The sequence below is a fragment of the Bradyrhizobium genosp. P genome (genome assembly GCF_049949265.1).
In the GTDB taxonomy this organism is placed as follows: Bacteria; Pseudomonadota; Alphaproteobacteria; order Rhizobiales; family Xanthobacteraceae; genus Bradyrhizobium.
In genome coordinates, this window is sequence record NZ_CP188195.1 from 5,207,761 (window position 1) to 5,233,695 (window position 25,935).

29 protein-coding genes and 1 tRNA gene are annotated in these 25,935 nt (G+C 61.8%); 7 read left to right on the top strand and 23 right to left on the bottom strand.

Translation table 11 applies throughout. The features are described 5' to 3' along the window. The 4 genes from ACP2YO_RS25295 to ACP2YO_RS25310 form a co-directional block, all read right to left on the bottom strand. Positions 1–918: a hydroxymethylglutaryl-CoA lyase gene (locus ACP2YO_RS25295; protein WP_426433894.1), complete on the bottom strand. Its 918-nt coding sequence runs from the start codon at positions 916–918 to the stop codon at positions 1–3. Then, entirely contained in the window at positions 915–2,921 is a 2,007-nt protein-coding gene (locus ACP2YO_RS25300) for an acetyl/propionyl/methylcrotonyl-CoA carboxylase subunit alpha (RefSeq protein ID WP_426433895.1), read from the bottom strand. The genes ACP2YO_RS25295 and ACP2YO_RS25300 overlap by 4 nt, the downstream gene beginning before the upstream one ends. 2 nt (positions 2,922–2,923) lie before the next feature. Continuing rightward, positions 2,924–4,528, bottom strand: coding sequence for a carboxyl transferase domain-containing protein (locus tag ACP2YO_RS25305; RefSeq protein ID WP_426433896.1), 1,605 nt, complete (start codon positions 4,526–4,528; stop codon positions 2,924–2,926). A 219-nt stretch (positions 4,529–4,747) separates the two neighbouring features. Next, the gene (locus tag ACP2YO_RS25310) at positions 4,748–5,920 is read right to left on the bottom strand and encodes an isovaleryl-CoA dehydrogenase (RefSeq protein WP_426433897.1); all 1,173 of its coding nucleotides are present in this window, start codon (positions 5,918–5,920) and stop codon (positions 4,748–4,750) included. A 192-nt stretch (positions 5,921–6,112) separates the two neighbouring features. Here ACP2YO_RS25310 and ACP2YO_RS25315 point away from each other — a divergent pair, with 192 nt between their 5' ends. Together ACP2YO_RS25315 and ACP2YO_RS25320 are read left to right on the top strand one after the other, a co-directional pair. Continuing rightward, positions 6,113–6,769, top strand: coding sequence for a TetR/AcrR family transcriptional regulator (locus ACP2YO_RS25315; RefSeq protein WP_426433898.1), 657 nt, complete (start codon positions 6,113–6,115; stop codon positions 6,767–6,769). After that, a complete protein-coding gene (locus ACP2YO_RS25320; RefSeq protein ID WP_426433899.1) occupies positions 6,766–7,263 on the top strand; it encodes an Lrp/AsnC family transcriptional regulator in 498 nt (165 codons plus the stop codon). Before ACP2YO_RS25315 ends, ACP2YO_RS25320 begins: the two co-directional genes overlap by 4 nt. 53 nt (positions 7,264–7,316) lie before the next feature. Here the strand turns inward: ACP2YO_RS25320 and ACP2YO_RS25325 are convergent, their stop codons facing one another. Continuing rightward, positions 7,317–7,622, bottom strand: a complete 306-nt coding sequence (locus tag ACP2YO_RS25325; protein ID WP_426433900.1) for an ETC complex I subunit — start codon at positions 7,620–7,622, stop codon at positions 7,317–7,319. Between the two features lie 230 nt (positions 7,623–7,852). Between ACP2YO_RS25325 and ACP2YO_RS25330 the strand changes: the two genes are divergently transcribed. Beyond that, positions 7,853–9,028 carry an OpgC domain-containing protein gene (locus tag ACP2YO_RS25330; protein WP_426433901.1) on the top strand — a complete coding sequence of 392 codons (1,176 nt, stop codon included), beginning with the start codon at positions 7,853–7,855 and terminating at the stop codon, positions 9,026–9,028. Positions 9,029–9,068: 40 nt separating this feature from the next. Here ACP2YO_RS25330 and ACP2YO_RS25335 read toward each other — a convergent pair whose 3' ends face one another. Both ACP2YO_RS25335 and ACP2YO_RS25340 read right to left on the bottom strand, forming a co-directional pair. Further along, positions 9,069–9,959, bottom strand: coding sequence for a VOC family protein (locus tag ACP2YO_RS25335; protein ID WP_426433902.1), 891 nt, complete (start codon positions 9,957–9,959; stop codon positions 9,069–9,071). Continuing rightward, positions 9,949–10,071: a hypothetical protein gene (locus ACP2YO_RS25340; RefSeq protein ID WP_426433903.1), complete on the bottom strand. Its 123-nt coding sequence runs from the start codon at positions 10,069–10,071 to the stop codon at positions 9,949–9,951. The genes ACP2YO_RS25335 and ACP2YO_RS25340 overlap by 11 nt, the downstream gene beginning before the upstream one ends. A gap of 206 nt (positions 10,072–10,277) precedes the next feature. Between ACP2YO_RS25340 and ACP2YO_RS25345 the strand changes: the two genes are divergently transcribed. The 3 genes from ACP2YO_RS25345 to ACP2YO_RS25355 all read left to right on the top strand — a co-directional run bounded on the left by ACP2YO_RS25345 (position 10,278) and on the right by ACP2YO_RS25355 (position 14,681). Continuing rightward, positions 10,278–10,622, top strand: a complete 345-nt coding sequence (locus tag ACP2YO_RS25345) for a hypothetical protein (RefSeq protein WP_426433904.1) — start codon at positions 10,278–10,280, stop codon at positions 10,620–10,622. Between the two features lie 211 nt (positions 10,623–10,833). Then, positions 10,834–13,089, top strand: coding sequence for a TOMM precursor leader peptide-binding protein (locus ACP2YO_RS25350; protein WP_426433905.1), 2,256 nt, complete (start codon positions 10,834–10,836; stop codon positions 13,087–13,089). A 137-nt stretch (positions 13,090–13,226) separates the two neighbouring features. Next, positions 13,227–14,681, top strand: coding sequence for a SagB/ThcOx family dehydrogenase (locus tag ACP2YO_RS25355; protein WP_426433906.1), 1,455 nt, complete (start codon positions 13,227–13,229; stop codon positions 14,679–14,681). A 24-nt stretch (positions 14,682–14,705) separates the two neighbouring features. Here ACP2YO_RS25355 and ACP2YO_RS25360 read toward each other — a convergent pair whose 3' ends face one another. The 15 genes from ACP2YO_RS25360 to ACP2YO_RS25430 form a co-directional block, all read right to left on the bottom strand. Then, positions 14,706–15,482, bottom strand: coding sequence for a cyclase family protein (locus ACP2YO_RS25360; protein ID WP_426433907.1), 777 nt, complete (start codon positions 15,480–15,482; stop codon positions 14,706–14,708). A 468-nt stretch (positions 15,483–15,950) separates the two neighbouring features. After that, positions 15,951–16,187, bottom strand: coding sequence for a hypothetical protein (locus tag ACP2YO_RS25365; protein ID WP_426433908.1), 237 nt, complete (start codon positions 16,185–16,187; stop codon positions 15,951–15,953). A 282-nt stretch (positions 16,188–16,469) separates the two neighbouring features. Beyond that, complete coding sequence (locus ACP2YO_RS25370; protein WP_426433909.1) at positions 16,470–16,595, bottom strand: hypothetical protein; 126 nt, start codon at positions 16,593–16,595, stop codon at positions 16,470–16,472. A gap of 13 nt (positions 16,596–16,608) precedes the next feature. Further along, on the bottom strand, positions 16,609–17,379 hold the full coding sequence (locus ACP2YO_RS25375) for a hypothetical protein (RefSeq protein WP_426433910.1): 771 nt from the start codon (positions 17,377–17,379) through the stop codon (positions 16,609–16,611). A gap of 44 nt (positions 17,380–17,423) precedes the next feature. Beyond that, positions 17,424–17,642 carry a cold shock domain-containing protein gene (locus ACP2YO_RS25380; RefSeq protein WP_426433911.1) on the bottom strand — a complete coding sequence of 73 codons (219 nt, stop codon included), beginning with the start codon at positions 17,640–17,642 and terminating at the stop codon, positions 17,424–17,426. Continuing rightward, positions 17,642–18,163, bottom strand: coding sequence for a hypothetical protein (locus tag ACP2YO_RS25385; RefSeq protein ID WP_426433912.1), 522 nt, complete (start codon positions 18,161–18,163; stop codon positions 17,642–17,644). Before ACP2YO_RS25385 ends, ACP2YO_RS25380 begins: the two co-directional genes overlap by 1 nt. 246 nt (positions 18,164–18,409) lie before the next feature. Further along, the gene (locus ACP2YO_RS25390) at positions 18,410–19,369 is read right to left on the bottom strand and encodes a hypothetical protein (protein WP_426433913.1); all 960 of its coding nucleotides are present in this window, start codon (positions 19,367–19,369) and stop codon (positions 18,410–18,412) included. A gap of 326 nt (positions 19,370–19,695) precedes the next feature. After that, positions 19,696–20,895: an AAA family ATPase gene (locus tag ACP2YO_RS25395; RefSeq protein WP_426433914.1), complete on the bottom strand. Its 1,200-nt coding sequence runs from the start codon at positions 20,893–20,895 to the stop codon at positions 19,696–19,698. Next, positions 20,873–21,142 carry a hypothetical protein gene (locus ACP2YO_RS25400; protein WP_426433915.1) on the bottom strand — a complete coding sequence of 90 codons (270 nt, stop codon included), beginning with the start codon at positions 21,140–21,142 and terminating at the stop codon, positions 20,873–20,875. Before ACP2YO_RS25400 ends, ACP2YO_RS25395 begins: the two co-directional genes overlap by 23 nt. A gap of 503 nt (positions 21,143–21,645) precedes the next feature. Further along, complete coding sequence (locus ACP2YO_RS25405) at positions 21,646–21,852, bottom strand: helix-turn-helix transcriptional regulator (protein ID WP_426433916.1); 207 nt, start codon at positions 21,850–21,852, stop codon at positions 21,646–21,648. A gap of 350 nt (positions 21,853–22,202) precedes the next feature. Further along, positions 22,203–22,279 (bottom strand) — tRNA-Pro (locus ACP2YO_RS25410). A 66-nt stretch (positions 22,280–22,345) separates the two neighbouring features. Then, on the bottom strand, positions 22,346–22,825 hold the full coding sequence (locus ACP2YO_RS25415; protein ID WP_426433917.1) for a DUF192 domain-containing protein: 480 nt from the start codon (positions 22,823–22,825) through the stop codon (positions 22,346–22,348). A gap of 131 nt (positions 22,826–22,956) precedes the next feature. Next, positions 22,957–23,619 (bottom strand): cold-shock protein, encoded by a 663-nt coding sequence (locus tag ACP2YO_RS25420; RefSeq protein ID WP_426433918.1) that lies wholly within the window; start codon positions 23,617–23,619, stop codon positions 22,957–22,959. Between the two features lie 199 nt (positions 23,620–23,818). Next, entirely contained in the window at positions 23,819–24,580 is a 762-nt protein-coding gene (locus ACP2YO_RS25425) for an SIR2 family NAD-dependent protein deacylase (protein ID WP_426443313.1), read from the bottom strand. Between the two features lie 100 nt (positions 24,581–24,680). Continuing rightward, entirely contained in the window at positions 24,681–24,917 is a 237-nt protein-coding gene (locus tag ACP2YO_RS25430) for a hypothetical protein (RefSeq protein ID WP_426433919.1), read from the bottom strand. Between the two features lie 169 nt (positions 24,918–25,086). Here ACP2YO_RS25430 and ACP2YO_RS25435 point away from each other — a divergent pair, with 169 nt between their 5' ends. Continuing rightward, on the top strand, positions 25,087–25,248 hold the full coding sequence (locus ACP2YO_RS25435) for a hypothetical protein (RefSeq protein WP_426433920.1): 162 nt from the start codon (positions 25,087–25,089) through the stop codon (positions 25,246–25,248). A 111-nt stretch (positions 25,249–25,359) separates the two neighbouring features. Here the strand turns inward: ACP2YO_RS25435 and ACP2YO_RS25440 are convergent, their stop codons facing one another. Next, positions 25,360–25,659: a hypothetical protein gene (locus ACP2YO_RS25440; RefSeq protein WP_426433921.1), complete on the bottom strand. Its 300-nt coding sequence runs from the start codon at positions 25,657–25,659 to the stop codon at positions 25,360–25,362. Positions 25,660–25,935: the final 276 nt, after the last annotated feature.

Genomic DNA, 25,935 nt, shown 5'->3' on the forward strand with positions numbered 1-25,935 from the left:
CTATTCGCTACTCACCATTCGCTTGCGTTTGGCGTTCAGTGCACTCGCGACGCGGCTCACCGGCGGACGACCTAGTAGTTCGGCCATCTCATTCGTGGCGGCGAGAAGCTTCTCCATATCGACGCCAGTCCTGATCCCCATGCCTTCGAGCATGTACACGACATCCTCGGTCGCGACATTGCCGGTCGCGCCGGGCGCATACGGACAACCACCGAGGCCACCGGCGGCGCAATCGATGACCCGGACGCCCTCCTCCATGCCGGCGTAGAGGTTGGCGAGCGCCTGGCCATATGTATCATGGAAGTGCATGGCAAGGTTGGTAGTTGGAATCTCCGAGGCGACAGCTCGCAGCATCTGCCTGGCCTTGAGCGGCGTGCCGACGCCGATGGTGTCGCCGAGCGATATCTCGTAGCAACCGAGATCCCACAGCGTCATGGCGAGATCGGCGACCGCCTTCGGCTTGATCTCGCCGTCGAAGGGACACCCCAGAACGCAGGAAACATAGCCGCGGACCTTGACGCCATCGGCCTTGGCGCGCGCAAGGACCGGCTTAAACCGTTCGATGGACTCTGCAATCGAGCAATTGATATTGGCGCGCGAAAAACCTTCAGATGCGGCCGCGAACACGGAAACGACTTCGGCGCCGGCCCCGCGCGCGGCGTCATAGCCCTTCTCGTTCGGGACCAACACGTGGAATTCCGCGCCCTTGACGTGGCTGACGCCGCGCAGCACCTGATCCGAGCCCGCCATCTGCGGGATCGCTCTGGGCGAAACAAAAGCGCCGACCTCGACGGTGGTGAGCCCGGCCGCAACCAGCGCCTCGACGAACGCAACGCGCGCATCGACGCTGACCGGCGTCTTCTCGTTTTGGAGGCCGTCGCGCGGCCCCATCTCGATGATGCGAACCTGCTCGCTCATGATGCCGCGGCCTCGACCTCAGCAAGCTCGACGCCCTCGCCGACGATATCGCCGACCTTGCATTTGAGCTTCTTCAGCACGCCCGCGTAGGGCGCGCGCAAGGTCTGCTCCATCTTCATGACTTCGAGCGTGAGGATCGGCGCGCCCTTCTCCAGCGTCGCGCCTTCCTCGGCAAGCAGGGCCACCACGGTGCCCGGCAGCGGTGCGACGATCTTGTCTTCGCCGGCCTGCTCCTCGCTCTCGCCGCCGAACGGGTCGATCCAGTGCAGGTCGAAGCGGCCGTTGCGGGTTCGCAGATAGAGTTCGTGGCCTTCGAGGACCGAGGCGACGCGAGATTTGAGGCCATTCAGCGTCACGTCGAAGCCACTGTCGTCGAGCGATGAGATGGTGAAGGCCAGCTCATGCCCGCCGACAGACATGGTCGATGACCCGCTGCCGTAGTGCAGCGTGACGGTCTGCTCGGCGCCGTGGCCTTGCCGGAACGAGAAGACGCGTTGGCGGCGGCCGACCGGCATCCAGCCGAAGGTCTGCCAGGGCGAATTGACGTCGCTCCGTGCGGCTTTCTGCTCGTCGTTGATGATGGCGGCCACCGCCGCGCAAAGCTCGAACTCGCCCGTGGCGCCCTTCTCGGCGGTCAGGTTCTTCAGCTCGCGCTCGATGAAACCGGTATCGATCTTGTTGGCCCTGACGTCGGGATGCGTCACCAGCGCCGACAGGAACGGGATGTTGGTGACGATGCCGCGGACATCGGTCTGCTCCAGCCCGCGGTGGAGCTTCTCGATCGCGCCCTCGCGCGTCGGCGCCCACGCGATCACCTTGGCCAGCATCGCGTCATAGTAAGGCGACACGGCGTCGCCGCTGCGATAGCCAGCATCGATGCGCAGGCCGTCACCTTCCGCCGGTGTCCGCCATGTCTTGATGCGGCCGACCGACGGCATGAAGTTCTTCTGCGGGTTCTCGGCGTAGACGCGGGCCTCGATGGCGTGGCCGTTGAGCTTGATTTCGGCCTGCTTCAGCGGCAGCGCCTCGCCAAAGGCTGTGCGGAGCTGCCATTCGACGAGATCGATGCCGGTGATCAACTCGGTGACGGGATGTTCGACCTGCAGGCGCGTGTTCATCTCGATGAAGAACACGTCGTTGCCGTCGGACACGAATTCAATGGTGCCGGCGCCGACATAGTTGACTGCCCCGGCGGCCTTGCGCGCGGCCTCACAAACAGCTTCGCGTTGGCTGGCATTCAGCGTCGGCGACGGCGCCTCCTCGATCACCTTCTGATGCCGCCGCTGCAGCGTGCATTCGCGCTCCCAGAGCGAGAGCAGATTGCCGTGGCTGTCGCCGATAATCTGCACCTCGATATGCCGAGGATTCTGGACGTATTTCTCGATCAGCATGCGATCGTCGCCGAACGCCGCCTTGGCCTCGCGCTTGGCGCTGACGATCGCAGCCGATAATTCCGCCGCCGAGTTGACCACGCGCATGCCACGGCCGCCGCCGCCAGCGGAAGCCTTCACCAGCACCGGGAAACCGACTCGGTTGGCCGCGTCTGCAAGGGTCGCCTCGTCCTGGGCCGCGCCGTGATAGCCCGGCACCAGCGGCACGCCGGCCTTCTCCATCAACGCCTTGGAGCCCGACTTCGAGCCCATCGCCGTCATCATCTCGGCGGTCGGGCCGACGAACACCAGTCCGGCCTCGAGGCAGGCTTGGGCGAATTCGGCGTTCTCCGAGAGAAAGCCGTAGCCGGGATGCACGGCCTCGGCGCCGGTCTCGCGCGCCGCCGCGATCACGCGTTCGATGTTGAGGTAGCTGTCGCGCGCCCGCGCGGGGCCAAGCAGCACGGCCTCGTCAGCGAGCGCGACATGCAGGGCGTCGCGGTCGGCTTCCGAATAGACGGCAATGGTGCGCAGCCCCATCCGGCGCGCACTACGGATGACACGGCAGGCGATCTCGCCGCGGTTGGCGATCAGAAGCGTCCCGAAGCGCCGGTAGAGTTTTGAGCGGTCCATGGTCACATCCTGAACAAGCCGAATTTCGTCGGTTCGATCGGCGCATTGGCGGCGGCCGACAGGCCTAGCCCGAGCACCAGCCGCGTATCGGCCGGATCGATCACGCCGTCGTCCCAGAGCCGCGCGGTGGCATAATAAGGATTGCCCTGGCTCTCATACTGGGCGCGGATCGGGCTGCGGAACTTGTCCTCCTCCTCCGCCGACCAGGCCTCGCCCTTGGCCTCGATATTGTCGCGGCGGACCTGGCTCAACACCATCGATGCCTGCTCGCCGCCCATCACGGAGATGCGCGCGTTCGGCCACAGCCACAGGAAGCGCGGACTATAGGCCCGGCCGCACATGCCATAATTGCCGGCACCGTAGGAGCCGCCGATCACGACGGTGAATTTCGGCACGCCGGCAGTGGCAACCGCCGTCACCAGCTTGGCGCCGTCGCGCGCGATGCCGCCGGCCTCGTACTTCTTGCCGACCATGAAGCCCGTGATGTTCTGCAAGAACACCAGCGGAATGCCGCGTTGGCAGCACAGTTCGATAAAATGCGTGCCCTTCAGCGAGCTCTCGCTGAACAGGATGCCGTTGTTGGCGATGATGCCGACCGGATAGCCCCAGATATGAGCGAAGCCGCAGATGAGCGTGGTGCCGTAGAGCTTCTTGAATTCGTCGAATTCGGAGCCGTCGACGATCCGCGCGATGATGTCGTGCACGTCGAACGGCTTGCGGCCGTCGGCGGAAACCACGCCGTAGATTTCCTCGGCCGGAAACAGCGGCTGCTGGGGCGCGCGCATGTTGAGCGCCGCGCGGGTCGGCGGCTTCAGGGTGCCGACGATGCGCCGCGCGATGCCGATCGCATGGGCATCGTTCTGGGCGTAGTGGTCGGTCACGCCCGACTGCCGCGAATGGACGTCGGCGCCACCGAGTTCCTCGGCCGTGACAACCTCGCCGGTCGCAGCCTTCACCAGCGGCGGACCGCCGAGGAAGATGGTGCCCTGGTTGCGCACGATGATGCTCTCGTCCGACATGGCAGGCACATAGGCGCCGCCGGCGGTGCAGGAGCCCATCACGATCGCGACCTGCGGAATGCCCTGTGCGGACATCTGCGCCTGGTTGTAGAAGATGCGGCCGAAATGCCGCTCGTCGGGGAAGATCTCGTCCTGCAGCGGCAGGAATGCGCCGCCGGAATCGACCATGTAAACGCAAGGCAGATTGTTCTGCCGCGCAATGTCCTGGGCACGCAGGTGCTTCTTCACCGTCATCGGGTAGTACGTGCCGCCCTTGATGGTGGCGTCGTTGGCGACGATGATGCATTCGCGCCCCGAGATGCGCCCCACCCCTGTCACGACGCTCGCCGAATGCACGTCGCCGCCATAGAGGCCGTTGGCGGCGAGCGGCGACAACTCCAGGAATGCGGTGCCGGGATCGACCAGAAGATCGACGCGATCGCGCGCCAGCATCTTGCCGCGCGAGGTGTGCCGGTTGCGCGAGGCCTCGCCCCCGCCGCCGGCGACCTGATTGAGCTTGTCGCGGAGGTCCGCGACCAGGCCGCGCATCACCTCGGCGTTGCGGGCAAATTCTTGGGATGTGGGATCGATCGTCGAATGAAGCGGCATGTGCGTTGCACGTCTCGTTGGGGTGGCCGATTTGCGAAAAGGTACCGGCGCCGAGGCCTCAAGTCACCTCGCCCCGCCTGCGGGGAGAGGTCGGATCGCATCGAAAGATGCGATCCGGGTGAGGGGGAGCCTCCGCGAAGATCTCTACCACCGTTGATGCGGTGACAGCCCCTCACCCCACCCTCTCCCCGCGAAGAGCGGGGCGAGGGAGAGGAAACACTACGCCGTCTTCGCGAACAGCTCGCGGCCGATCAGCATGCGGCGGATCTCGCTGGTGCCAGCGCCGATCTCGTAGAGTTTTGCGTCGCGCAGCAGACGGCCCGTCGGGTAGTCGTTGATGTAGCCGTTGCCACCGAGCAGCTGGATCGCATCCAGCGCGCATTGGGTGGCCTTCTCGGCGGCATAGAGGATCGCGCCGGCGGCGTCTTCGCGCGTTGTCTCGCCGCGGTCGCAGGCTTTCGCCACCGCATAGACATAGGCACGTGAGGCATTCATCGTGGTGTACATGTCGGCGAGCTTGCCCTGCACCAATTGGAATGCGCCGATCGGCTCGCCGAACTGCTTGCGCTCATGGACGTACGGCAGCACCACGTCCATGCAGGCCTGCATGATGCCGATCGGGCCCGCCGCCAGCACCGCGCGCTCATAGTCCAGCCCGCTCATCAGGACGTTGACGCCGCGGCCGACCTCGGAGAGCACGTTCTCCTCGGGCACCTCGCAATCCTCGAACACCAATTCGCAGGTGTCGGAGCCGCGCATGCCGAGCTTGTCGAGCTTCTGCGCAGTTGAGAACCCCTTCATGCCTTTTTCAATGATGAAGGCGGTGATGCCGCGTGGGCCTGCATTCGGATCGCTCTTGGCATAGACCACCAGCGTCTCGGCGACCGGACCGTTGGTGATCCACATCTTGTTGCCGTTGAGCACAAAGCGGTCGCCCTTCTTCTCGGCGCGGGTCTTCATCGAGACCACGTCGGAGCCGGCTGACGGCTCGGACATCGCGAGGGCGCCGACATGTTCGCCCGAGATCAGTTTCGGCAGATATTTGCGTTTCTGGGCCTCGTTGCCGTTGCGGCGGATCTGGTTGACGCAGAGGTTGGAATGCGCGCCGTAGGCCAGCCCGACCGAGGCCGAGGCGCGCGAGATCTCCTCCACCGCGATGCAGTGCTCGAGATAGCCGAGGCCCGAGCCGCCGTACTCCTCCTCGACCGTGATGCCGTGCAGTCCGAGCGCGCCGATCTTGGGCCAGAGGTCGCGCGGAAACTGATTGCTGCGGTCGATCTCGGCGGCTCGCGGGGCGATCTCGTTGGATGAGAAATCATGCACCGTCTCGCGGATCGCATCCGCGGTTTCGCCAAGGTCGAAATTGAAGACTGCCGCCCGGTTCGAGGCCATGATCCCTCCCAAGGATTCATCTTGCAATTAAACGATCATACGTTTTTTTATTCCCGTCGCAAGCGGTTCTGCTATAGTTCGCGCGTGAATTCCGCAGCGCATTAAATCTACTTGGATTTTGTGCGATAAACATACGGTCGTTTGCTTGTTTCCAGTCGATCCTGACAAGCCAACACCCATCCGAGGCCTCCGATGGCACGCACAATCGGCTCACACGGCCCTACGACGCTGGAGGCAATCCGCAAGGCTGGCGTGCGCCTGATCTTCGAACGCGGTTACGACGCGATGAGCCTGCGCGACCTCGCGGCCGAGGTCGGCATCCAGGCCGGCTCGCTCTACAATCATATCTCAACCAAGCAGGAATTGCTGTTCGATCTGGTGCAGGACCATATCAACGATTTGCTGCGCCAGCTCGACCTCGCTCTGGCGGGCAAGACCGATCCGGTCGAGAAGCTGCGGATTTTCGTCGCCTTCCACGTCACCTACCACATGACCCGCAAGCGCGAGGTCTTCATCGCCAATTCCGAGCTCCGCAGCCTGGAGCCGAAGAACTACGGCGTGGTCGTGGCACTGCGCGGCGCCTATGAGCAGCGGCTGGCACAGATCCTCGCCGACGGGGTATCCGAAGGCGTCTTCGATGTCGTCGACGTCCAGGTCGCCACCTTCGCCATCATCGCGCTGTTGACCGGGCTCTGCACCTGGTACCGCCCCGGGGGCCGGTTGACCAAGGAGGCGATTGTCGCGGCCCATGAGAAGCTGGTGCTATCAGGGGTAGCACCGCAGGCCGTGCCCGGCGATATCAGCAAGGGCGGGAGCCGACGGAGCATCCTGGCCGGTGAGCACCCGTGACGGAGCGTCACCAGCTCGACGACATCGACCTGAAGATCCTGTCCGAGCTGCAGCAGGACGGCCGGATCAGGATCAACGAACTCGCCGCCCGTGTCGGCATCACCGCCCCACCCTGTCTCCGCCGTGTCAGGGCCCTGCGCAGCCTCGGCGTGATCCAGGCGATCCGTGCCACGCTCGACGAACGGCTGCTCGGTTATGAGGTGACGACCTTCGTCCTGATCCAGCTCGATAGCCAGAACCTGGCCGCGATCGAGGCATTCGAGGCCGCCATTGCCGCTGTGCCGCGCTACCTGCAATGCTGGCGGATCTCGGGGGACGCCGACTTCATGCTCAAATGCGTCGCACCTGATGTCAACGACATGCGCCGGCAGCTCCTGCAATTCACAGGTCTGCCCAATGTGCGTAAAATCAGAAGTTTTCCGGTGCTCGGCGTCTCCAAGGACGCCCCGCTGCCGATTCCAGGCAGTCTCGCCGTTCCGAACCTCGCAACCTGATCGCCCCCCGGGCAGTCCCTCGTCGGTCCAAGGACCTAGTGCGTCCAAGGAGCCTAGTGCGTCCAAGGCTCCCAGCGACGGAACGCGAAATTATCCGCATAAGCGATCTGGCGGTGCGCCGAATCCTTCGGCTCGATCACCTTGTAGGCGACGCCCTTCCGCTCGCAATAGGCAATCGCCTCCTCCTTGGTCTCGAAACGGAGCGTTAGCTGCTGCTTCATATCGCCGGATGAGGTCCAGCCCATCAGCGGCTCGACCGTCCGCGGCTGCTCCGGTTCGTAGTCCAGTTGCCATTCCTTGGTCTTGGCACGTCCCGATTGCATCGCGTTTTTGGCGGGCTTAAAAATGCATGCGGTCATGGATGGTCGGGCCCCGTAGGAAGGTGCAACATGGAAGCGATTGAAGGAAACCGCCGGGACAGTATAGAGACACCGTTCAGGGACTTGATCGGTGATTCCCTGTCCTCGGAAGGTACCTTCACCGGACCGGTATAGTCATTCTGCTAGGCTGTGACAATCTGGGCCTCGGGACCGTTCCGCCTACGCGGCGAGGCCTTTTCGAATGCATCACCTCGAAGAAGCGGGACCCCATGGAAATTCACGCTCACCTGCCCGAAAAAGGACGTGACCTCCGGCTCGATCTGTTCCGCGGGATAGCGAACTGGGCGATCTACCTCGATCACATCCCCGACAATATCGTGAACTGGCTCACGACGCGGAATTACGGTTTCAGCGACGCCGCCGACCTCTTCGTCTTCATCTCGGGCTACACGGCCTCGTTCGTCTATGCCCGCATGATGATGGAGCGCGGCTTCATCGTCGGCGCCACGCGGCTGACCAAGCGGGTCTGGCAGCTCTACGTCGCCCACATCATCCTGTTCGTGATCTACATCGCCTCGATCAGCTATCTGGCGCTGCGCTTCGGCGATTCCGAGATGATCAACGAGTTCAACGTCGCCGGCCTCGTCGACAATGCGACCGAGACGCTGCGGCAGGGACTTTTCCTGAAGTTCAAGCCGGTCAATCTCGACGTGCTGCCGCTCTACATCGTGCTGATGGGCCTGTTTCCGCCGGTGCTGTGGTTCATGCTGCGGCAGCCGAACTGGACCATGCTGGCCTCGATCGTGCTGTGGCTGGTCGCGCGGCAGACCGGCTGGAACTTGCCGGCCTACCCGGCCGGCACCTGGTACTTCAATCCATACTGCTGGCAGGTGCTGTTCGTGTTCGGCTCATGGTGCGCGATGGGCGGCGCACGCCAGAACATGCACATCATCAACTCGCGCTACACGCTTTGGTTCTGCGTCGCCTATCTGATTTTCGCGTTGATCATGACGATGGCGGGGCGCTTTCCGGACAGCCTTGGTGCCATGTTCCCGCATTGGCTCTATGCGGAGTTCAACCCGAACGACAAGACCAACCTTGCGCCCTATCGGTTCCTGCACTTCGTGGTCATCACCGTGATGGTGATCCGCTTCATCCCGAAGGACTGGTCGGCGCTGGAGTGGAAGGTGTTCGATCCGGTGATCGTGTGCGGCCAGCAATCGCTCGCGGTATTCTGTGTCGGCGTGTTCCTGTCCTTTGTCGGACATTTCGAGCTGTCGATGAGTTCGGGCTCGCTGTTCGCTCAGATCTTCGTCAGCGTCTCCGGCATCGCGATCATGACGATCGTGGCCTATTACATCTCCTGGTCGAAGCGGCAGGATAAGCCGATCAAGCCGCCGGCAGCGGCAGCCAAACCGTCGGCAGCTTCTGCCAAGGCGGCCTGACTAAAGGCCGCCTGATCAAAGGCCGCCTGACGAAACGGCCTCACTTGCCCGGCGGCCGGCCCTTGCCGGCCGGCCGGTCGCTGCGCCACCTGCCTTGCGACGAGATCCCGTCCCAGGAGCTGGTCCAGCGATATTCGGCGGCCGGTGCCTCCGCTATGCTGTCCTGATTTCGCGCTCCCTGCAGGGCAAATGTAGCGCCCTGCGGGTCGAGACAACGAACGATCCAGCTGCCGTCGGGCAGCTCCAGCGGGCCCTCGTAAATTCGTCCGCCGCCGGTCTTCACCCGCAGCATGGCGGCGTCGACGTCGTCGACGTTGAAATAGTAAAGCCAGAACGGGATCGCCTCGATCGGCCGCTTGTTGAAGATTCCGCCGGCCATCCGCCCGCCGACCGAGAACAACTGATAGGGTTCGGTGGCGGGGACATCGGCCTCAGCCTGCCGCCAGCCAAAGACGTCGCTGTAGAAGGTGAAGGCCTTGCGCCAGTCGGCAGCCAGCAATTCATGCCAGCCGACGCGCGAGGGCGCATCGAGGTCGGCGACTGGTTGCGGTGTGACCTCGAGACCACTGACCAGTCCAAACGTCGCCCGTTGCGGATCCGCGACGATCGAGATACGGCCGATGTTGGTGCCGGTCGGCGGCACATAGACGGCGCCGCCAAGCTTTTGGATTCGGCCGACGGTCGCGTCGATGTCGTCGACGCCGACATAGCCGATCCATCTCGGCATCGCTCCCTGCCGTCTGCCTTCTTCCGGCAGCTCCATCAGGCCGCTTCGCGGGACCTCGCCCGAAGTAAACAGAGTGTAAAGAAGCTCGGGTGTGGAAATGTCCTTCACTTCCCAGCCCAGCACGCCGCCGTAGAAGGTGCTGGCGCCTGCCACGTCCGTGGTCAGCAGTTCGTACCAGGCAAAGCTCGCGCCATCACCCCGCATGCGGATTCCTCGCTTCGTCCCCAGGGTAATCGCAGTGCAGCATGAGCTTTTCGCGCAGCTTGAAATTGTCGATGAAGGCCGCGTCACAGCACCGGCCGCTGATCTCGTTCATCAAGATGAACCCCAGCATGAACAAGAGGATGAACGCACGATGAACAGCATGAATGCATCACGAAACGTCGCGCGACAGCATAGCGAGTCTTGCATGGTCAGATCGTGCAGCGTACAAATACGCAGGGTGGACTCGAGACTTCAGTTTTATCAGGAATGGAGGATGCGACTATGCCACGGGTGAAGCAAGCCCCCAAGCGGAAGCGTGTGACCAAGGCCGCCGTGCCCGCGTTGGGTGCAGCCGGATTGACTCTCTCACTGGTGGGAAGTGCGTCCGCATCGGCAGTGCCGGCGGCGGACCTGCCGCAAACTCATAACTATGGACCGACACAGGCCATCACGCTCGGCGAAGAAGAAATCGCCGACGTCAGCCTGGCGACGTTCCATCTGTTCGACAAGGAACAGGCCGGAGGCCTTATTCAGGAAGCGCGCGGCTGCGGCGGCTGCCGCGGTTGTCGTGGTTGCCGCGGTTGCCGCGGTTGCCGATGCGGCGGCTGCGCCGGTTGCGGCGGCGGCTGCTGCCTGTCGTGGGGCGCCTGCCGCATCTGCTAAGCCAGACAGCATCGCGTTGACCAACATCAATCGTCATGGCCGGGTTCGACACAGGTCGACCCGGCCATTTCATGTTGTCGCCCCTTGATGTTGGTCAATGTGTCATTGCGCGGCTCGCCTTGAGCGCAGCGCGGGACGTTGAGCTCAGCACCTCTTGAGTTCAACCCTCCCCTTCGAAAAAATCGGCCGCAAGCTGTACAGGAACGCTTCTTTGTCCAGAAAATCCGCTCCGCATGCCAACAAGGACGTTTTGCAGTTCGCACCGAATTTCACGGCCTATGTGCTGCCTCCCGATGTCGTCTGCCTGTATTCCGAAGACCGCAAATTCTTTCTGCATGGCGAGCTCTATTGCGCGCTTGCGTCCGCAATCGGCACCAACGGAATCAGCCTCGCCAAGCTCGTCAGCGAGCTCGGGCGAAAATTTCCGTCTGACAAAATCGACGAAGCCATCAAGCGACTACTCGAGCGCGGCTATGTGATCTCGAAATCGCCAACGCGCGGCAGCGCCGTGGAGGGGTTTTGGGCGACCCTCGGCCTGCCCAGCGGGGTCGCCGAGCAAAACCTTCAGAACTGCCGCGTGCGGCTTGAAACGATCGACGTCAGGGGCGCTGCCGAATTGAGCAAGGCGCTGCAGGATCTGGGCGTCCGTGTCGTCAAGACCTCGCCCGACCTCACGGTCACGCTGGTGAACGATTATCTCGATCGGCGGCTGGTTGAACGCAACCAGGAACGCGCGTCCAGCAGGTCTCCCTGGCTGCTGGTCCAGCCTTCCGGCGTGTTTCCCCTGGTCGGCCCCGTCTTCAACCCGGGCGAGACCGCGTGCTGGACCTGCCTGTTCGATCGGATGATCCGCAACCGCGAGGTCAAGGGATTCCTCGATCGCGGCGGAGCCAAGGCCGTCGCCCTCTCTCCGCTCGTGCAGCACACGGTCGGGCAAAGCGCCGTCCAGTTTGCGGCGATCGAGATCGCCAAGGCGATCGCCAGCGGCTTCCGTACCGATCTGCGCAATCACATCGTGAGCCTCGACCTGTTGGGCTCGACGATTGCCAGACACTACGTGGCAGCCCGCCCGCAATGTCCGACCTGTGGCAGCAAGAAGCTGCAAAATCCGCGGCGCGCACCGCAGCCGATCGAATTGGGGCCGGGCGCCAAGCTCTTCATGACCAGCGGCGGCTACCGCACCGTGTCGTCGCGCTCCACGGTGGCGCGGTTCAAGAAGCATGTCAGCCCACTCACCGGCGTGGTGACGCGGCTGGAGCGGATCGAAGTCGATCTGCCGATGAACACCAATTTCTACGCCCAGCATAATTTTTCCGCGCCGGCGCAAAGCGTCGACCAGCTCCGCTCGGGATTGAGCGGCGGCAGTTTCGGCAAGGGCAGCACCGCCGAGCAAGGCGAAGCCAGCGCGCTGATGGAAGCGATCGAGCGCTATTCCGGAATCTTCCAGGGCGACGAGATCCGGGCGCGAAAGCGCTTCACCGACTTTCCGTCTGATGATGCGATCCGTCCCAACGACATCCTGCAGTTCAGCGACGAGCAATACCGCACTCGGGCTCCGCACAACCACGATGACTCCCATCACACTCAACCGGCGCCGGAGCCGTTCGATCCGTCCGCGCGGATCGAATGGTCGCCGGTCTGGTCGCTGCGCGACAAGCGCTTCAGATACATTCCGACCAGCCTGTTGTATTTCTTCCATGATGAGCCAGGGGCCATCTTCGCCGCCGATTCCAACGGCTGTGCGGCCGGCAATACGCGCGAGGAAGCGATCGTCCAGGGCTTCCTCGAACTGATGGAGCGCGATGCTTACGCGATCTGGTGGTACAACCGATCGCAACGGGCCGAAGTCGATCTCAGCCAGTTCGACGATTCCTATGTCCGCGATCTCAAGACCCAACTCGAGGATTCCGGCCGCCGGCTCTGGGTGCTCGATATCACCAGCGATCTCGGCATTCCAACGCACGTCGCGATCGTGCACTGGATGCAGAACGGACAGGAAAACATCGAGTTCGGGTCCGGCTCTCATTTTGATCCCCGCATTGCATTGCTGCGGTCGTTGACGGAGCTGAACCAGTTCCTTTCCATCGGACTGATGGGCGGCGGCAGTGGCGAGAAGCCGAGCCTTGATGGCATCAATCCGCTGCGGCTCGAGCAATATCCATTCCTGATTCCAGGCGCGAACCCGATCATCCCCCCGGCCGCCGCATCAAACGTGCCGCTCGATAACACGCGCGCGCAGGTCGATGCCTGCGTCGACATCGCCGCGCGTGCCGGCATGGATTTCCTCGTCCTCGATCAGACCCGGCCGGACGTCGAGGTTCCCGTGGTCCGGGTGATCGTTCCCGGCATGCGTCATTTCTATCGCCGCTTCGGGCCGGGACGGCTCTATGATGTGCCGGTCAAGCTTGGATTGCGCAATCGTCCGTCGCTGGAAAGCGAACTGACGCCATTCCTGCCGCATACGTAAAGCATGATCCGGAAAAGTGTGAAGCGGCTTTCCCTCGCGACAAACGCGTAGCGTTTGCGCGGAGATCATGCTCAAACAAGGAGCCAAAGCGCGATGACGATTCAACGAAACCTCATCGCGCTTTAGGTGATACTGGCGTGCGCGCGCCTAAGAAAAAGAAATCGCAACCCGCCGCGCCACCGATCCTGTTCGCGCGGCTCAACGCGCAGGTCGTTCTCGAAGCGCTGGCCGACGGGAATGTAGCGGCCCATGTCGACGGCTATGCCGAGCCGCTGGGAACGTTCAGCACCGCGGCAGCAGAGCGCGCCAGAAGATTGCGAGAAGGCCTGGCTCTCCCTTCGCCTGAAGGCGATGCGATCGAGCGAGATGTCGAGCGCTTGATCCGGCAATTGGCGCGGCGCGGCCTCGTGGAATACGGCCTGCGACGCGCACACGGTAGCGATGATTTGGTGGTGATCGAACCGCAGATCCCAGACTACTGGCCGCAGACGCCAAAACTTGGCGATACCACAACGATCGCGCTGTCGCGCTTCGCATACTTGCGGCGGCGCGGCACCGAGATGGTTCTGGAATCACCGCGGGCCGGGGCGCTGTTCAGGATTTGCGATCCAGCAATTGCGGCCCTGCTCGCGATCCTCGCGACCCCGCAGAAGATCAGCCGCATCCGGCGCCGGGATGACTATCCGGGACCGGCCTTGCTCGCGCTGCTGCTGGATTGCCAGATCCTCTTCACGATCGACACGGCAAAACCCGATGCTCTCCGGCAAGCGGAGGGAGATGACGGTCTTGTGCTCTGGGATTTTCACGACCTGCTGTTTCATGCCCGCAGCACGGAAGGCCGGCAGGCCAATCCGCTGGGCGGCCTCTATCCGCACACCGGCCTGATCGCGCCGCTGCCGGCGGTGCGCCCGGCCTGGCCGGGCAAGGTCGTCAAGTTGCAGCAGTTCGACGGGGGCGCCTCGCCGCTCGAAAAACTGCTGCAGGAACGGCATTCGATGCGGGATTTCGACGATGAGAGGCCGGTCACGCTGGCCGAGCTTTCGATGTTTCTCAACGGCGTCGCGCGTATCAGGTCGAGATGGAGCAGCCAGCTCGAATTCGCCGACAACGGTCCTGATATCGAATACACCGGCAGGCCTTATCCCGGGGCGGGCAGCGCCTACGAGCTTGAGCTCTATCTGGCGGTTGCGAATTGCGACGGCCTGGCGCCGGGGTTCTATCACTATGACGCCGATGCGCACGCACTGGCGGCGATCGACGTGCACCCGCACCAGTTCGACGCCATGTTGCAAAGCGCAGAATTCGCCATGGACGCGGCTTCACGGCCGCAGATCCTGATCACGATCGCGGCGCGCTTTGGCCGGATCTCCTGGAAGTACAGCGCCATCGCCTATGCGCTGATCCTCAAGGATGCCGGCGTCCTGACCCAGACGCTGTACCTGATGGCAACCGATCTCGGGCTCGGCGGCTGTGCGATCGGCACCACCAATATCGATCTGTTCGCGAAGATGACCGGGCTGGACTTTCACGTCGAGGGGCCGGTCGGCCAGTTCGCGTTGGGGCGCGGCGGGGAGCCGCCGCCTGCCGGATAGCCCCCTCGCACCCCGTCACGTGACCTAGCCATCAAGGATAGCGACCGCCCTCGTCCAACCGGCGGAGGCGCGCTCGATCTTCACCGGGAAGCACGACACCATGAAGCCGGTCGATGGCAGCTGCTCCAGATTGTGCAGCTTCTCGATGTGGCAGTAGCCGATGTGCCGCCCGGCCTTGTGCCCCTCCCAGATCAGGCTCGCATCCCCGGTCTCGGCATATTTCTTCGCGGTGTAGACGAACGGCGCGTCCCAGCTCCAGCCATCGATGCCGGTCAGCCGCACACCGCGCTCGAGCAGATACATCGTCGCCTCGTAGCCCATGCCGCAGCCGGAGGTGACGTAATCGGGCCTGCCGTATTTGGCGCCGGCGCTGGTGTTGACGACGACGATCTCGAGCGGCGACAGCGTATGGCCGATGCGCTTCAGTTCGGCCTCGACATCATTGGCCGTCGCGACGTAACCGTCGGGCAGATGCCGGAAGTCGAGCTTCACGCCGGGCTGAAAACACCATTCCAGCGGCACTTCATCGATAGTCCAGGACCGCTCACCGCGGTTCATCGTGGGATGGAAGTGCCAGGGCGCATCGAGATGCGTGCCGTTGTGGGTGGAGAGCGAGACCTGCTCGACCGCCCAGCCCTGGCCGTCCGGCAGATCCTCGGCCTTCAGGCCGTCGAAGAATTGCAGCATGCGCGGCAGACCCTGCTGGTGGTCGATGTACTGGACGGTCGGGTGATTACCCGGCGGATCGGCGGGCACGTCATTCTGCAGGGGAACCGAGATATCGATCAGTTTGCGCACCATGGTGTCTCCTCGCCGATTGTTCTTTTGGGGCCCCACCCTGCCAGCCCGCTTGCTCGATCGGCAAGCCACATCCATTCGATTACCAGGTGCCCCGGCGTCAGCACCCAACCCGTCCGCGCTGCGGCAAGCAGCTGAGAATACTTGCTTTCCCTTGAACCTTTCCGGCCGCAAGCGCGACCAACGTACACTGGGGATTTAAGGGCCCAGTAATTCGCGCGGCGTCGTCTGGACGATTATATTCCGTTCAGACGGCGCTGTTGCATTTCACGATACAATCTCTAGTTTATCGCAATGCCGGCAGCGCTGGCCCTTAAATCCCGATTGCTGCCGACAGAAAACCCCGCGCCGCCTTGCGGGGTTTTCCTTGTGGGGATGCCGCAGGTACGCGCTGCTCTCTGGGGGCAGTAGGTTCCAAGCAATCGCCGGGGAAATCGTCGGGGCAGATCAGTTAGCCAAATTGCCGGATGGCTACGTCAACAAAATTGCCGGGATGATGATGAAGCCCTTGGCGTTATAGTCGACTTTGAGGCCCTCTTCCTCAAACTTGCTGAGCAGCTTCGGCGTCGGCACGATGCCGTCCCAGTTGCTGCCTTCGAATTTGTGGCAAATCATCTGCTTATTCCATCCTTGCACCACGCGGCCGTCATACACTCCGGCGCGCTTTCCGAATTCAAACATCTGATCGCAGACGAAGCACCGATACATGCTTTTCGCTCCGTGCAATAAACCCTGAACGGTATCTTCGAAACTCGAACAGGGACATCAAGACCGGCTTGCTCAAGAAGAAGTTCCAGTGCGGCACGCTGACTGTCTTGGTAATCGTGCGGACCAACAATGATCGATCTGATCGGAAGCTTCACTTTCTTGTCGAACATCGTTTTTGGTCGTTCGTAAAGAGCGATATACGGAATAATTTGGCTCGACGAGCGTGATCTAAATTTGATCGGCTTGATCGCTCTCTTTTCATTCTCTTCAGAAGCCCTCGGCCTATTGCACAGCGCAGCTCACGGCTCGGCTCAGTGGCCTGAGTTTTTTTAGTTCCGCTTTTTGTTTCTCAAGCGCAACTGCGGCTTCTTCGAGCAATGCAGCCGTTGATCTATTCTTCTTGGTCATCAGAAATCTCCTACTAAATCAAATTTTGATAATTTGCCGGAAGACGATTACTTGGAATTTTGCTGCCATCGCAGAGGCCTTTTTCAACCGCGTCGTTGACAAGCATTTTTAACGGGCTTGACGTTTCGGCGAGATCGCCAAATGCGGTAATGTTTAGTGTTCTTAGATGACGGCGCCACTCAACCCCGCTCAGCCTCAAATCATTGACGAAGTCATATTGAGCTGCCAACGCGGAATTCAGCGTCAGAGCGGCATCTACGATATCAAGCGCAATATTTTCGTATTCCTTGGCGCGCAGTGCCACCACCTGCTTTGAGTGCTCCTGCCTCGCCCTTTCGATTTCTGGCGCGAGCAAATTAAGAGATTCGGTAATAGCCGCTTGCTCGCTCGCAATCTGGTTATATCGAGCCTCATGCTTCCACGATGGCACGATGGGAGCGATTTCTTCCTTGGGCTCGGGAACGAGATCGCCAACGAGCTTCCGCACGGCCTCTGCCCGCAGCCGCTCAGCATCAGTTGGCTCGGGCTTTTTGGGCGGGGGCTGGTTTTCGGTCGCCCAATTGCTGTTGCGGGCGGCTTCTGCGCCAAGGCTTTCCGTCACGCTGTATTTCACCACACGGTCATGGTTGAACGTGGTCACGTGCGTCGTCATGTTGCCGCCAATCTCGGCACGAAGCTCATCAGAGCGGGCGCGTAGTGCGGCGTTACGCTGCAGGAGGCTGCTATAGTGTGGGGACAGTTTGTCGATAGGATCTTGCGTTGTTAGCTCAGACTTTTTTGGCAAAGTGATTTGCTCCTAATAGTTTGTGTGGATGGGTAGGTTAATGGTTATGCGCTGGGTTCAAACACAGCGACGTCAGCCGCATTGCGCCTGCCGCCTTCGTGCTCCGTGATCCGGAAACTCAGCGGCACACCGATTTTCGGGAACGGAATTCCGACTGCTGTCAGCTGCTCAAGCTTCACGAAAACGTCGTTGCCGCCATCGTCCGGCTGGATGAAGCCAAAGCCGTGCAACAGATTAAAATCTGCAAGCCTGCCGATCGGCATTACTTCGTCCCCTTCAGCATGTGATCGACATCAGCCACCGACTTCCCGGCAAGCTCGCTAGCGATTGCGAATAGCGTTGAGCCGCTAACGCTGACGAGCCGGTCGACGGTTTCCACTTCGGGCAGATCGCCGAACACTGAAGTACGCATTCCGTCAGCGGTCATCACGGAAAGCACTGCATACGGATGATCGGTACAGTGCAACTCCAGCGATGAAAACTTTGGCGGCAACGCGTCAGGTCGCGATAAGGCGTGGGCCAACGCTTCCTCGAAGATGATTTCGTTCGGACCCACCAGCTTGCCGAAACGGGTGACGGCGTTCGGTGCGGCAGACAGGCCCTCGTCGCAGATGGCGACGATCATCATTCTCGCGGCCTCGATCGGCGAGACGTCGGCCCATGGCGGCCCCGAGCTAGTGTGAACGAGGCCGGCCTCGGCTAACCGTTGCGTGAGGTTGGCCAGGCGCGTCGGCCGCACGCCAAGCCGTCGAGCGGCCAGGCTTGAGAATTCGCTTTTGCGCACGGCCTTAGCCCGCGCTCACGGTGACGACGCCCGCGTTATCAGAATCCATTTGATGTTTCCTAAATTTCAGAAATTGTGAGATTGACGGCAAACTAAGCCGGCGCGCAGCGGCATCACGGCTCAATGGCCGCGAAAAAGGACGCCGGCCGAAACCGGCGCCAGGCGGGAGCGCGCAGGCTACAAATTGCAGCCTTCAATAAGTTACGTTCCGAAGCGCCCCGGAGGCAGCACTCCGACCAGAATAATTTACGCTGCCTGCTTTTGCGCATCTGCAAGCGCGCTGAGTGCCCTATCCTGCGCCCTCACCGCCCGTTGCTCGGCCGCCTTGCTGTTGCCCCAACCGCGTTTGGCAGCGATCTCGCGCGCCGTCATGCCATCAAGGGAGTCGCCCAACACGGCCGCGTTATCGCCAAGGCTGGCCCCGATCTTGGGCGCGTCCATGGCCGCAACGATTGCGTTTTCTGCGGCGTCGGGAGCGCCGACAAACGATCCCTCAGTGGCAAGGGCGTTCCTTTTGGTCTTGCCGGCCAGAAAGGATGCACCGCGCGCAACTACTGTCGGGCAATGCTCGGCGGGCGCCAGGCCAACGGTGCGGCGTGCTGCGTCGAATGCGTGCCGGTAGCCAATCCCGAGGCGATCTATCTCCCTACGGCGCATATCGCAGTGGCCGCCCATCGCATCAAGCATGTGGGCGTGGCGCATGCGCCAATAATCGGCGCCGCCGCTGTTGCGCTCGACGTATGTTGACCGCTCCAGAAAGCCCCCAGAACCGCGCAGGGACAGGTGCTGGGCGCTCTCCTCTGCCAACTCGGTTAGTGACCTTCGGCGAGATCCTTTGCTCTGCCGGTAGCCCTCACGCGCGGGAAACCACCGTTCCTCACCATCCTCGGCTAGGACAGCGTCGCCCTTGGCATCGTGCGCGCGCCAGGCCGTAATCCTGCCTCGGCTATCGAACCTTAGGCCGATGTTGCCGGTAGGATCCGGTTTCATACAGGCGCGGGCGATCTCGCCTTCGGTCGGGCGGATTTCGTAAACAGTATCGATCCCGTAACCCTCTGCCACGTCCTCATTGTCGGCATGCTGCGATACCTGATCCGGCCCGGAGAAACGGACCAGGTTGCCAAGGTCTCCGTACCGCCCCGCGCGGCGCAGGCGTGTGATGATCGGCGCGGTATGGTGGTCGGCGTTGTCGTTATCGTGTTTCAATGGTGGCTCCGGAGATGTGCTGGGCCGTCTTGGTGCGGCTCTAATGGGAGAATGGTACGACGGGCGCAACGCGTGGCGTGCGCGCATTGGTTTGGGTTGGCCGCTACCGTGTACCCCTGCTACAGGCGCGTACTGGTGGCCGCTGTGGTGCAGGGGGCGCCTTGAATGCAGAGACAAAAAATGAGGGCGATTATGGTTGGTTCATTGAAGCACGGGTCGTCGCCGGTAATGGGCAGAGTTCGGGATGCCCCCTGTCCCATGGTCAGCCGGTGACGCTCAGTGTACCCCGGTCAGACCGGTCCAAGTGATCAGAATCTAGATTCTAACTATCCTCTCTCTTCTTCATTCTGATCACTCTTACCTAAATATAGTGTCGAGGGACTCTGATCGGTTGGACCACTATGACCGGGGTACAGGTAAGAGTATGTCCCATAGCCGTCTTTCACGACTTCGCCGGCCTTCACCATCTTGAGCAACAGGTGGTTGACGTTGTTTACCTTCATGCCAGCGGCCTCGGCGATCTCTTTGGGAGATAGCTTGGAACGGTAGTTCCCAAGTGCCTCAATGATCTTGCGCCGCTCGTCGGAACGCTTCACGTCATCCGCATTGCCGAGCACGGACCACTTACCACCGTCGAACTTGAGGGCTTTCTCCACCTCCTCCACGTCGCGGCCTCGGCCATATAGCTTGGGTCCGTCTGCGGAGCGGTCCAACACCATGATTGAGTCGGCCGCACCGGTGAGGCCATTGGTTCCCGATATCATTTCGAGTGGGTCGCTGGCCTCCATTTTGCGGACGTGCGTCACCACCACAACGGCAAGCCGGTGCGCGCCGGCATATTGTTGCAGCGGCGAGAGAGCGGCGTAGTCCGCCGCATAGGAGTCCTGGTTACGTCCCTTCGGGGGTCGCACCATGGCGAGTGTGTCCACTACGATAAGGCGCGGATCCTCAGCGCGGGTGCGCCAAGTGTCCAACGCTTCAATCAACCCCTCACCGATTTTCGGCGCCTCGGTCAGAAGCGACAGACGGGACAAGTCGGGCCGCAGTGATTTCAGCCTTGGCAACACTACTCGAAGGCGGTCCTGTAAGCGGCGCTGGTTGTCCTCAAGGGCGAGATAAAATGCGTCACCTTGTTCGCATCTAGCACCGAGCGATAAACCACCGCTCGCCACCGCGACTACCCAGTCTAACGCTAGCCACGATTTGCCAAGTTTTGGCCGTCCCCCAAGGATGGTCAGACCTTCCGCGACGTAGCCCGGAATGACATATTTGATCGGCTCGAATTCCAGACCAAGCAACGTCTGCGCGTCGATGAATGCGGACGGCCGGTTGTCATTGGCCGGTGCGATCTCGACCTCAACAAGCTCGCGTGCGGCGATGGACTGCCTCACAATCCTGAGGATCTCGGGATCGATCTCTTCAAAGGCCGGCGAATCTACGGTCATGCCAATAGGTGGCAGCGTCGTAGGATCTTTGTAGACGAATGGAGTCGCTGTGAAGGGCTTATCGGGCTGCGAGGCGCGCATTGTGCGAAGGTCCGTTCATGGTCATAAATTTCAGGGTAGCGTTGGCAATGGCTTCGATCGCATCGCGATCGAACGCACATGTCCGGCCATGGTCGTTGCTGAGTCCAAACACTCTGAACGAACCGTCTGGAGCGCGCGACACGCGCAGACCGTAGAGTCTGATGCCGGGATCAAATTCTATATCGACATGAGCGATAGCACCTGCAGCCGCACCAGGCCGGGGCGGGCGCAGTTCAATAATTCTCATCTGAATCCTTAAATGTTAGGCAGCGGCGAGGATGATCAAAAGACGACCGGCACCATGAACGGCGCCCCGAGAACGGGATGGGGCTCGAACCTGACATCCCACTGAGGTTTGGGCTTTGGAGCTTGCTGTTGCGGCTTGCTCTTTGTAGTCACGGACTGAGTCTGCATCACGTCCCCCATCGGTTGGCGTATATAGAGTCAGTGGAGTTTTTGCTGGCCTCCACTAAACGGGACGCGAAAAATATGTTGGGGTTGCGCCTTTGGCGCGGTGGCACTCGGCGGGGGGTGGTCGTGCTAGGCGATCCTTGAGTAGCCAAAGGGCCTTGGCTCGGGTTCGCAATTGGATGATGTCGCTCACGCCGCCACCTCCGGCTTGGTGTTGTCGTTGGCGCCGCGAGCGTCGATGCGCGCGGTGGAGCGGGTCGGATGGATAAGATTCGCAATGTGAGATTCCCCAATTAGGGGGGTGACGAGGTATCTCGCCTCGGCCTTGGCCGGTGCGCTCTAGGCGGCCGGCACGTTATCGTTGGCGTCCCAGGTCGATGTCCGCCGCCGCGACAGGATCCAGGCGTCCACATCTTCCGCGCCGTACTTGATGGTGCGGCCGATTTTGAAAAATGCAGGCCCCGTACCGTCGCATCGGCGCTTGGCGAGCGTAGACCGCGACAGGCCGGTCAGGTCGGCGACCTGTTCTAATGTGAGAAGATTCAAGGTGGGCTCCCGAGGGGGAGAAGAGACTGCACCCCGGCTAAAGCCAGTCAGCGCGCCCCGGTTGCGGGTGTTGCCGCTCGTTGCCCGGGTTTATAGCCAGTAGTACGGATTGTTGGCGGTGACACTAAATGCCGCCGCAAATTATTTTTGGTGTCCGTTCGATGCCTGAAGATAGTACGGTCAGACGCAAGCGGTAAAGGGCGGGTGAGACCTATGTCTACCGGAAGGTCTGCCAGATGCATCGTCCAAGGAACATGTATTCCGAGCACCGATTGGACGCCCGGTGGCTACCCGGTGGCGATTCTTTAAATTTGTGGATTTGAGCTTTTGCGCTAAGTAATTGATTTTATTGGTCGGGGCAGCTGGATTCGAACCAACGACCTGCAGTACCCAAAACTGCCGCGCTACCAGGCTGCGCTATACCCCGAGGTTTCCGAGAAGCCATGTCGATACACGCATAAACCGGCGCCAGCAAGGCACCGGTTCAGGCCATTCAATGCCCGTTGAACAGCGGATGCCCGACCCGGTCGCCGGGCCGGATGCCGTATTTCTGCGCGGTCCCCGCCACCACCTCCAGCACGCCCTTCGCCAGCCCGCGCGACGGGATGATCCTGGTCGACAATGGCTCGGTGTTCTCGGCGATCCGCAGGATGCGGCCATCGGCGCGGATGAAGATCATGTCGAGCGAGACATAGGTGTTCTTCATCCACATCGACACTTCCTGCTCCGGCGAGAAGTCGAACAGCATGCCTTTGCTGTCCGCCAGCTCCTTGCGGTACATCAGGCCGGTTTCCTTCTCCTGCTCCGTGGTCGCCATCTCTACCGAGAACACGTGGACGCCTGATTTGGTCACGATCTCGAGCGGCGCGAAGGTTGCGGCCTGCGCGCCGGTACCGGCCAGCGCGCCGAACACGACGACGAGCGAGGCCAATAGCCACGGGCGAAGGCGCCCAACGATGCGATCGAGATTCATGCAGAGATACTCACGCCAGAGAAATTTTCCGGCGGACCGTAACCCGGCGATTGCGCCAAATGCCAGAGCCTTGCAGGCAGCCCGGCGACTCACATTTCCGTCAGGGATGACCGAACGGAGGCGTGTCGGGGCTAGTGCGACGACAGCGCCGACGCACCGCTCTCGGGGTGAATTTCGGCCGCCATCATGCCCTTGGAGCCGGGCCCGAAGCGCACCAGTACATACTGGCCGGGACGCAGCTCGGTCATGCCGAAGCGGCGCAGCGTCTCCATATGGACGAAGATGTCAGGCGATCCCTCCCCGCAGGTCAGGAAGCCGAAGCCACGCAGCCGGTTGAACCACTTGACCTGGGCGCGCTCGAGCCCGCTGGTCGCGGTGACCGTGACGTGAGTCCGCGGCGGCAGCATCTGCGCCGGATGGATCGCGGTCGACTCGTCCATCGAGACGATGCGGAAGGCCTGGTAGCCCTTGGCGCGCTGCACACATTCGACGACGAGGCGCGCACCTTCATAGGCGGTCTGATATCCGTCGCGCCGCAGCACCGTCACGTGCAGCAGCACGTCCGGCCAGCCATTGTCGGGAACGATGAAGCCGTAGCCCTTGGAGGCGTCGAACCATTTGATGACGCCGGCGATTTCAACGAGATTGGCCGCCGCATCGCCAAGGCCGGAGAAGGCCTCGATCGCCGGGTCGCGCGGCATGCCGCTCGCATATTCACCCGGTCCAAGTCTGCTTTGTCCTGACGCACCCGGCGGTCCGCCGAGCTTCTTGGACTCAAATCCGTCCGACCCCATGACCCCGGACCCCACACATCAATTGTAATTTGCCGTCGCTGCGGCGAAGCTTCAACACGCTGCTATCCGACCAACTCACGATAACACTGCGCGAATCTCTCGAATCAAAAGATAACACTCCCGCCTGCGGCGCATAGCTAAAAAAACGAATCTGCCGGGAACTATGAACAGGCTTGCACAGCCGCGAATCAAATAGGCATCAGTTACCTACGAACGGACCGAGCGCCTCACCGATGTCGTGGCGGATCACGAGATCGGCAATTTCGTCCTGATCGGTCGGCTCGTTGTTGATGATCACGAGCCGCGCGCCGCAGTTCTTCGCCATCATCGGAAAGCCCGCAGCCGGCCACACCACCAGCGACGATCCGATCGCCAGAAACAGACCGCAATGCTGCGCGAGTTCCGTCGCACGGTGCATCTCGTCTTCCGGCATCGCCTGCCCGAACGAGATCGTCGCGGTCTTGACGGGATCACCGCAGTCCGCACAGTCGGGCGCACTGCCGCTTGCGTCGAAGCGCCGCTTCACCCACGACAGATCGTACGCCTTGGCGCAGCCGATGCAGCGCGCATAGGTCGTGTTGCCATGAAGTTCGATGACGTCATCGGCCTTGAAGCCCGACGCCTGTTGCAAATTGTCGATGTTCTGGGTGATGATGCCGGGAACCTTGCCGGCACGATAGAGTGCGGCAAGTGCGCGGTGCCCGCGACCGGGCATAGCCGCCGCGAAGGTCGGTTCCATCGCGAAGCGGCGCCGCCATGACTCGTCGCGCGCGTCCTGGCTGGCGACAAATTCGTCGAACGGGATCGGCCGGTTGCGGGTCCAGATCCCGCCGGGCGATCGAAAGTCGGGAATACCGCACTCCGTGGAGATGCCGGCTCCGGTAAAGGGAACGATGGAGGACGCCTCGGCGATCATGTTGCCGAGTTGCTCGACGCCGCTACGCAAGTCCTTTGCAATCACGTCTTTTGCAATCACTGGAAATTGTCCGGTTGGCGGCGCCGACTATAGCACGGTTCAACCGGTCGTGAGATCGAAGCGCGGCGGCGACGCTCCGCATCCATCACGCCGCTTTGGCGACCTGCTCCTTCGGCGGATCGACCTCGTCGCTCTTCCTGACCTTGGCGATCGGCGCCGCCGGCAGTTTCTTCGCCGGCCTTGCATACTGCGCGACCTTGAGAAGCTCGGCTTCGAGTTCCGCCTGCCGCGCGGCAACTTTCTCGTAAAGCTTTTCGGTCGCCTGATCGCGCAGGCTTGCGAGTTCTTCGATGCTCAATGCGTCCAGATCGATCTTTGCCATCGCGGCCTCCCGTTTTCTTTTGGCTAGCGGGAAGCGGTGCGAGCGACAAGGCGGCGCGGACCTGATCCACCGCCTTCGCTTCATCACATTCCTGCAACGCCCGTTCCGCATTGGCGCCCAAATCGCGCACGCCTATGCGCACGGGATAGGACCACAAGCAGGATGAGCGATGACCGAGACGGAAGACAGCCTCGTGCGGGAGCGCGAAGAGATCGCGGCGCGCATTGCCAGCTTCAAGGCGACGCAGGAAAGATTTGAACGCGAACGTCAGGAATATTACGCCAGCACGCTCGGCGAAGCCTGGAGCGGATTTCAGCGCAAGAGAGCTTAGCGCTTAGCGCAAGACAGCTTGCTGGCGCGCGACCGATGCATAGCGCGGGAATTAAAGCGCGACGAGTGTGCAATTGAAAAGCCCGGAGCGATATGCTCCGGGCTCGTCTCGTCACCAGTGACGATAATAGTAGCGGTGCCGATAATACGGACCGCCGTAGTAGGCATACGGTCCGGCACCGTAGTAGCGCGGACCATACGCGTATCCCGGATAATAGCCGCCCCCGTAATAGGGTCCGTAGCCATAGCCATATCCATAAGGTCCGTAGGCGCCCGCAACGCCAGCCGCGATCGCGCCCGCCGCCAGACCGAACGCCAAGCCGGGACCGATACCGCGCGCTTGCGCCGGCGCGCTCAACGTCGTTGCGCCAACCGTCGCGACCGCCGCCAGAACCACCAATGCCTTTCTCATGTACAACCTCCTCGCATTGTTCGGCGTGTAAACGCACGTCCCTGGCGTTGGTTGCAAATCGGCCCAACGGCCTACCGCACGACCCGCGGATCGGATTCTGAACGCGGTATCTTCCGACCTCAGGTACCGCAGCCATGCGATAGCGCAGGTCTACCATCAGTTAGCGCCGGAACAAAAAGACAACCTACGGGTTTAGAGTCGCCGCGAAGCGAGGTTGGCGTCATGCCAGCATGGATGGAACTGCTGCTGAATGTGATGGCCTTTGCCGGCTTCGTC

Bases quoted from the DNA above. Each gene is read 5' to 3' on its own strand.
- ACP2YO_RS25300 (WP_426433895.1), bottom strand. From the start codon at position 2,921: ATGGACCGCTCAAAACTCTACCGGCGCTTCGGGACGCTTCTGATCGCC.
- ACP2YO_RS25400 (WP_426433915.1), bottom strand. From the start codon at position 21,142: ATGAGAATTATTGAACTGCGCCCGCCCCGGCCTGGTGCGGCTGCAGGT.
- ACP2YO_RS25295 (WP_426433894.1), bottom strand. From the start codon at position 918: ATGAGCGAGCAGGTTCGCATCATCGAGATGGGGCCGCGCGACGGCCTC.
- ACP2YO_RS25420 (WP_426433918.1), bottom strand. From the start codon at position 23,619: ATGGGGTCGGACGGATTTGAGTCCAAGAAGCTCGGCGGACCGCCGGGT.
- ACP2YO_RS25365 (WP_426433908.1), bottom strand. From the start codon at position 16,187: ATGTATCGGTGCTTCGTCTGCGATCAGATGTTTGAATTCGGAAAGCGC.
- ACP2YO_RS25395 (WP_426433914.1), bottom strand. From the start codon at position 20,895: ATGCGCGCCTCGCAGCCCGATAAGCCCTTCACAGCGACTCCATTCGTC.
- ACP2YO_RS25360 (WP_426433907.1), bottom strand. From the start codon at position 15,482: ATGGTGCGCAAACTGATCGATATCTCGGTTCCCCTGCAGAATGACGTG.
- ACP2YO_RS25325 (WP_426433900.1), bottom strand. From the start codon at position 7,622: ATGACCGCATGCATTTTTAAGCCCGCCAAAAACGCGATGCAATCGGGA.
- ACP2YO_RS25315 (WP_426433898.1), top strand. From the start codon at position 6,113: ATGGCACGCACAATCGGCTCACACGGCCCTACGACGCTGGAGGCAATC.
- ACP2YO_RS25440 (WP_426433921.1), bottom strand. From the start codon at position 25,659: ATGAGAAAGGCATTGGTGGTTCTGGCGGCGGTCGCGACGGTTGGCGCA.
- ACP2YO_RS25435 (WP_426433920.1), top strand. From the start codon at position 25,087: ATGACCGAGACGGAAGACAGCCTCGTGCGGGAGCGCGAAGAGATCGCG.
- ACP2YO_RS25310 (WP_426433897.1), bottom strand. From the start codon at position 5,920: ATGGCCTCGAACCGGGCGGCAGTCTTCAATTTCGACCTTGGCGAAACC.
- ACP2YO_RS25430 (WP_426433919.1), bottom strand. From the start codon at position 24,917: ATGGCAAAGATCGATCTGGACGCATTGAGCATCGAAGAACTCGCAAGC.
- ACP2YO_RS25340 (WP_426433903.1), bottom strand. From the start codon at position 10,071: ATGAACGAGATCAGCGGCCGGTGCTGTGACGCGGCCTTCATCGACAAT.
- ACP2YO_RS25380 (WP_426433911.1), bottom strand. From the start codon at position 17,642: ATGCCGATCGGCAGGCTTGCAGATTTTAATCTGTTGCACGGCTTTGGC.
- ACP2YO_RS25335 (WP_426433902.1), bottom strand. From the start codon at position 9,959: ATGCGGGGTGATGGCGCGAGCTTTGCCTGGTACGAACTGCTGACCACG.
- ACP2YO_RS25415 (WP_426433917.1), bottom strand. From the start codon at position 22,825: ATGAATCTCGATCGCATCGTTGGGCGCCTTCGCCCGTGGCTATTGGCC.
- ACP2YO_RS25305 (WP_426433896.1), bottom strand. From the start codon at position 4,528: ATGCCGCTTCATTCGACGATCGATCCCACATCCCAAGAATTTGCCCGC.
- ACP2YO_RS25370 (WP_426433909.1), bottom strand. From the start codon at position 16,595: ATGACCAAGAAGAATAGATCAACGGCTGCATTGCTCGAAGAAGCCGCA.
- ACP2YO_RS25330 (WP_426433901.1), top strand. From the start codon at position 7,853: ATGGAAATTCACGCTCACCTGCCCGAAAAAGGACGTGACCTCCGGCTC.